7 protein-coding genes are annotated in these 6,061 nt (G+C 41.0%); all 7 read right to left on the minus strand.

The genetic code is table 11. The annotated features are described in order from the left end of the window. Positions 1 to 110: 110 nt before the first annotated feature. The 7 genes from cmk to RAC86_RS34105 all read right to left on the minus strand — a co-directional run bounded on the left by cmk (position 111) and on the right by RAC86_RS34105 (position 6,025). Positions 111 to 785, minus strand: a complete 675-nt coding sequence (cmk, locus tag RAC86_RS34075) for a (d)CMP kinase (RefSeq protein ID WP_029317977.1) — start codon at positions 783 to 785, stop codon at positions 111 to 113. A 78-nt stretch (positions 786 to 863) separates the two neighbouring features. Then, on the minus strand, positions 864 to 1,040 hold the full coding sequence (locus RAC86_RS34080) for a YpfB family protein (RefSeq protein WP_003230553.1): 177 nt from the start codon (positions 1,038 to 1,040) through the stop codon (positions 864 to 866). A gap of 44 nt (positions 1,041 to 1,084) precedes the next feature. Next, positions 1,085 to 1,738: a cyclic di-GMP receptor DgrA gene (gene dgrA, locus RAC86_RS34085; protein WP_015714179.1), complete on the minus strand. Its 654-nt coding sequence runs from the start codon at positions 1,736 to 1,738 to the stop codon at positions 1,085 to 1,087. 93 nt (positions 1,739 to 1,831) lie between these two features. Next, on the minus strand, positions 1,832 to 3,184 hold the full coding sequence (gene ypeB, locus RAC86_RS34090) for a germination protein YpeB (RefSeq protein WP_174222985.1): 1,353 nt from the start codon (positions 3,182 to 3,184) through the stop codon (positions 1,832 to 1,834). 34 nt (positions 3,185 to 3,218) lie between these two features. Next, positions 3,219 to 4,136, minus strand: coding sequence for a spore cortex-lytic enzyme (sleB, locus tag RAC86_RS34095; RefSeq protein ID WP_004398523.1), 918 nt, complete (start codon positions 4,134 to 4,136; stop codon positions 3,219 to 3,221). A gap of 138 nt (positions 4,137 to 4,274) precedes the next feature. After that, positions 4,275 to 4,931 (minus strand): glutamic-type intramembrane protease PrsW, encoded by a 657-nt coding sequence (gene prsW / locus RAC86_RS34100; RefSeq protein ID WP_014480144.1) that lies wholly within the window; start codon positions 4,929 to 4,931, stop codon positions 4,275 to 4,277. A gap of 119 nt (positions 4,932 to 5,050) precedes the next feature. Then, a complete protein-coding gene (locus tag RAC86_RS34105; RefSeq protein ID WP_015714182.1) occupies positions 5,051 to 6,025 on the minus strand; it encodes a YpdA family putative bacillithiol disulfide reductase in 975 nt (324 codons plus the stop codon). Positions 6,026 to 6,061 lie beyond the last annotated feature (36 nt).

A 6,061-nucleotide genomic window follows, 5' to 3' on the forward strand; every position in this document is an offset into this window, starting at 1 on the left:
TGATCAATAAAAAGTTTTATTAGTATTAACTTCTAATAAAAGGACAGGTTTGTCAAGCAATAACATTCTATCTTCGTTGAAAAATTCAAAAAAAGTGGCATTTGCCATCCTCAGCGGGACTTTTGCTCCACAGCCTCGAGGATTTTATCAGCTACCTCTTGAATGGAAAGCGATGTCGTGTCGATTTCAAGAGCGTCTTCTGCTTTACGCAGCGGAGATACTTCGCGCTCTGAATCAAGCTTGTCTCTTCTTGCAATTTCCTCAATTAATGTTTCGAAGTTGACATCAAAGCCTTTTTTCACATTTTCTTCATAACGACGTTTCGCTCTCTCTTCAACAGATGCCAAAAGAAAGATTTTTACTTCTGCATTTGGCAGCACATGCGTCCCGATGTCACGACCATCCATGACGACGCCGCCTTTTTCCCCAAGCTGCTGCTGGCGTTTCACCATCTCTTCTCTGACACTTCTGTGCTTGGCCGCAATTGAAACTTGGTTGCTGATTTCATCTGTTCTGATCGCCTCAGTTACATCGGTGCCGTTTACAAGCACTTTTTGTCCATCTTTTGTTGTAATCAGCTCAATGTCTGTCCGCTTTAGCAGCTCAGCCAGTTTTTCTTCATCTGTCAGATCAACGTTTTCCTGTAAAGCCGCGTACGTGATCGCCCGATACATCGCTCCTGTATCAATATATATGTACGATTTTTTCTCAGCCACAATTTTGGCAACGGTGCTTTTCCCCGCAGCTGCCGGGCCGTCGATTGCAATCGATAATTTCTTTTCCATAATTCCTCTCCTTGCTCTTTTCTCCTCTATGGATTGTATCACGAACTTTATGAAAAAGGGTGAAAAATTGATGAATAATTAATGTTTGAAGGTTTCAATCCTATTGTTTTCCTCCATTTTATCCACCCCTTCATATTGAATCACTTTTGATACGTATGGTTCAATATGCTGATAGTGAAAAAGAAATTGGACACCAAGTAAAATGATGGCCTGAATGAACAATAATTTGATCAGCAGCCGTTCAAATGTTTTCATTGGAGCACCTCCATTACAAATAGTATGGAAGTGTTTGCCGATGTTTATTCCATTCGGGCCTTTCTTCTCTTATTTAACTGGCGCCTGATGCAGTATTGAAGCAAAGCCTGCTGGTCACCTGCTGCAATTTCTGAATACTCTAAAGTCATTTTTCGTTTTTCTGACTTGGGGTCATTAAAGATTCGTCTGACAACTGCTTCTGTTTCTATTTGACGTGTGTGCTCCTCTTCAGGAAGACGGATGATCAGGCGCAATGATTCCCCCGATTGAAAAGAAAGGCCATCAGCTAAAACCACGGCGATGCCGCCTGCACTGATGTTATAAGATAGTGTGCGGATCTCTTCTTCATTTCCCGGCTGAATTTGCACATCTAATACCGCATCAGTTCTTACATATTGGCGGCGCTGGATTCTTTTCATTTTTTCACGTGGAGGCACTTCAAGACAGATCATTTGAAGTTTGTCCTTCACTTTACCTTTTATACGGCTTATAAAGCGATAAGGAACTTCGTCTTTTCCCACAAACTCTACCGTTACTTCCATATCGTTATGTAAAATCACAGTTCGCCCTGTAACTACATCAACAGGATACGCGATCAAAAGTTCATTGTTTTCGATGCTGACCGCCTTGCTTTTTGCCTTTTTCAATTCATTTTCTTCTATATATTCTAAAAGTACATTTTCTCCAATCTCTATCATTGACTTCACTCTTTCGCATTCAATATACTCACGTTTTTATTAAAGCACGTAATGAAAAAAAGGAAAAGACATTTAGTCCTTTCCTCCTGTTTTTTATAGGTCTTTATATATAGGTTCTGCATTTTTTAGTTTTTCAACCTTTTCTTCCGATCCGTCTTTGGCATTGATATACATTCTGAATGTGTCATTTTCAATTGTCCCAAGCATTTCGTAGCATAACACTTCTTGACCTAGTTCATTTGTAATCAAAGCGAGCCTTGTTTCTCTCACTTGTACATTTTTATTTAATTTAGACTTTGCCTCTGCTTCAGTAATTGCAGGCTTAGGTATGGTTCTTTTTCTGTGAGATGTGAGGAAGTCTCTTGCTGAAAAGCCGACAACCTCACCGTCATCCAAGGCCACTTTCATACGAATTGCCTCGGGGTACATCCGGACTTTATTTTCAACAGGAACATATGAAAATACACCGATTTTATCATATTGCGCACTTTCATCAATTTCCAAATCATCTGTTTCAAATCCGTTTTTCTTTAAAAATGCAAGCGCTCGGTTCGATCCGTCATTTAAACTGATTTTCTGATCTTTCACTTCTCTGTTTTGAATCAAGTATACCGGATGCCCGCCCTTCTTCGTAATATCCATATAAATCACTGCTTTATGGTCTGGATCTTTCATGCTGATGCTATATACATCGCGATTTGTTTTTTTTCCGCTCTTTACCACTTTAATTGAATAATTGTCATCTGGGGCAAAGCGCTCAGCAATATGTTTTGCTTCCTGTTCGGAAATTTGTTTTCCCTTCAGATGGCTGAAGCCTTTCTCTTCTTTTTTCGTGCTGGTGAAACTCGGGCCAAGATCAGTGCCAGTGGAGAATGCACCAACATTTTTTTCGACTGTTTTAAAGCTGTTGATAATCGTATTATCACTTTGTTTTTCGTCAGAAGCCAGGGCCATTTCTACGTCCATCCAGCGAAGGTTTTTGCTCATGACAAGGTGCTGAACATGACGCAATTCATTTTGTATATCTTCGGACTGCTGATATAGCTTATTTAGTGATGTATACTCGTTTTTATCAAGCGGCTTTTGGTCCAAATCTCTGACTGACGTTTTATAGCTAAAATCGCCGATCTTTGATAATAGCTCTTCAGTTTTATTAAACGGCATTAATGTAAGCGGCAGCTGACTGACACTGTTATGAGCTTCTGATGTAATCCTCCACACATCGATCAATGCAGGCGACAGTGATTTTTGGCTGTTCATGGCAAGTGTTGTTCCGATTTTATCATGAAGCTGATCCACCTGATAGGTAAGCTCATGAAACGCCCGCTGATAGTTATTTTCAGCATGAAGAAGAACTGCGTCTTTTTCCTGGTGTTCTTTGTATCCCCAGTAGCCTGTACCGACTATTGCAATACCAAGCACGGCGATTAAAATTCCTCTGATCATTTATCACACCTCTTTTTATGCTTTCTCATATCTGCTACTCACAGAAAATGTGTTTACCGATTCTTTTAATCTGTGGACGCCCCCAAATCCACGGACTTGTAGCCGTATCCGGATTAAAGTAGTAAAGTGCTTCCTCTGATGGGTCCCAGCCATTGATGGCATCCAGCACTGCTTCTCGGGCCGTTTCATTCGGCTGCATGTAAATTTGTCCGTCGGCTACTGCTGTGAAGGCAAGCGGCTCAAAAATAACCCCCGCTACTGAATTTGGAAATAACGGGCTGTTCAAACGGTTTAAAATGACTGCTGCAATAGCAACCTGCCCCTCGTACGGCTCGCCCCGGGCTTCGCCATAAACCGCTTGAGCAAGCAGCCTGATATCGTTGTTGGAAAATCCACCAGGCATGTTCGCTGCTACCGCATCCTGTTTTCTTGCTTTTGCTGGTGTATTGTTTTGCTGTTTATTCGCATTCGCTTTAGGCTTCTGCGTTGTTTTTTCCGCAGGCTGTTTCTGCCGTGCTTCTGCTTGTTGTCTTGCCTTTTGTGTTGCTGCTTTTGATGGTTTCGTCTGATACTTTAGCGGAATTTTTCCGTAATGCGTGAATGTATTCCCTTTATTGAGCTGTTCCATGACATATTCACGATAGTATTTTGATTTACATATTAAGGTTTGCTTTGTTTTAGCTCCTACAAGGCCGTCAACCTCTTTTAACCCGAATTGATCCTGAAAATTTCGAACTGCCCAGTACGTCCCCCATCCATAAACCCCGTCAATTTTTCCGTTATAATATCCGTTGTATTGAAGACGCGCCTGAAGCTCGACCACATCATCCCCTGTTGCCCCTCTTTGAATGACCTGATTCGAAAAGGCAGAGATCGTTTCAGTATTAATAAACGTCGTTATTGTAAAGGAAAAAAGGATGAGACATGCCATAATCGATCCTTTGGACTTCATCTTTTCAAGCCTCCTACTGCAAATTTTTAAGTGTAATCGTATTTTCTGTAACGAGGTTATTTTTATACACTCTTTCCTTGTTATCCCTCAGAACATAAAAACTGCACACAAAAAAGCCGCACGGTTGCTGTGCGGCTTCTATACTTGCATCATATTAACGGAACGGGCTTTTTTCGCTTTACGCAAACCAAACCACCATAAAAATACCATAAATGGAAGCATATAATAAATCCAATTGCTAAGCGCTGTTAGGATAAAATCATATGATCCATGCAAAAGGGATGGGACAACTAAAGAAAGAGTAAGCCACTTTACACGCGCCTTATCAGCGGAAAAACGGGCTTTTCCAAGGTAAAATCCCATTATAACGCCAATCAAGGCATGGCATGAAACAGGCAGCAGCGCCCTGACAAACGCATGCTCCACGCCGTGGCCAATTAAATAAAGAATATTTTCGAGGGTTGCAAAACCGAGTGATACACTTGTACCGTACACAATCCCGTCATAATGCTCATCAAAGTGGGCGTGCGGGTAGACACTGATCATCAGTATAAACCATTTTAATGATTCCTCCAAAAACCCCGAAGATAAAAAAGAAACGAAAAAGCTTCCGCCTCCTACATTCTCTTTTTCAAGTACATACTGGATAAACATGATGGGAAATACAAGAACAACCCCGAGAAAAAACGACCGTAGCACCATATGTACAGGTTCATTATCATACTGATCTTTTAAATAAAAATAACTTAATAACGCGATGCCGGGGGCAATTCCTGCAGAGATGATTGCAAACATCAGGCAACCTCTTTCCTTTATATTCCTACGTCTATCCTACCATGTTGTTTAAAATTTTACATCTGTCTGCACTTAAAAAAACAAAAAGAGCATACGAATGCATCATATGCTCCTCATCTTTAATGGTTTTCTCTTTTGGCAATTTCCGCTGCGATATGCCCCCCGTGAAACCTGCCGTTTTCAATAAATATTTCATTTGCATTATTTCCCGCAGCAATAACCCCGGCAATAAAGACACCTTCAACGTTCGTTTCCATCGTTTCTTCGTTGAAATATGGACGCCCTGTTTCTTTATCAATTTCAACACCAATTTTTTCAAGAAATTGATGATCGGGATGATAGCCTGTCATGGCAAATACAAAATCATTTTTAATGGTAATGAGTTCTTTCTCTCCGGAGCGAAACACAACTTCATCCTCGGTGATTTTTTCGACACAAGCGCCAAATTCCATACGGATTGTACCGTTTCTGACGAGGGCTTCAAATTCTGGCAGAATCCACGGCTTAATGCTTGGAGAATACTCATTGCCCCTATATAAAACTGTGACACGCGCCCCAGATTTCACGAGTTCAAGGGCGGCGTCCACGCTTGAATTTTTCCCGCCGATGACAACAACATCTTTATCAAAATACGGGTGGCCTTCTTTAAAATAATGAAATACTTTCGGCAAATCCTCACCGGGTACGCCCATATAGTTTGGATGATCATAATAGCCTGTGGCGATGATACAATATGGCGTCGTGTAGGTCTCTTTTGACGTCTCAATAACGAATGTGTTATTTTGCGTTTTCGTCACTTTACGCACCATTTCAAACGCATTAACACGGATGTTTTTCCGTTTGACGACTTCACGGTAATACGATAAAGCCTGAATTCTGACAGGCTTCCTGTTCTCTGTAATAAATGCCACATCTCCGATTTCGAGCTTTTCACTTGAGCTGAAAAAGGTTTGATGCGTCGGATAATTGTAAATACTGTTAACGACATTGCCTTTTTCGATGACGAGGGCATCAATGCCAATTTGTTTTAGGTGAATGGCAGCAGATAGTCCACAAGGTCCTCCGCCTATAATAATTGCTTTTTCTTGAATCATTTCTGTCAACTCCTGCGATTGGCATTTCACTTCATA

The sequence above is a fragment of the Bacillus sp. LR_5 genome, from assembly GCF_042709275.1.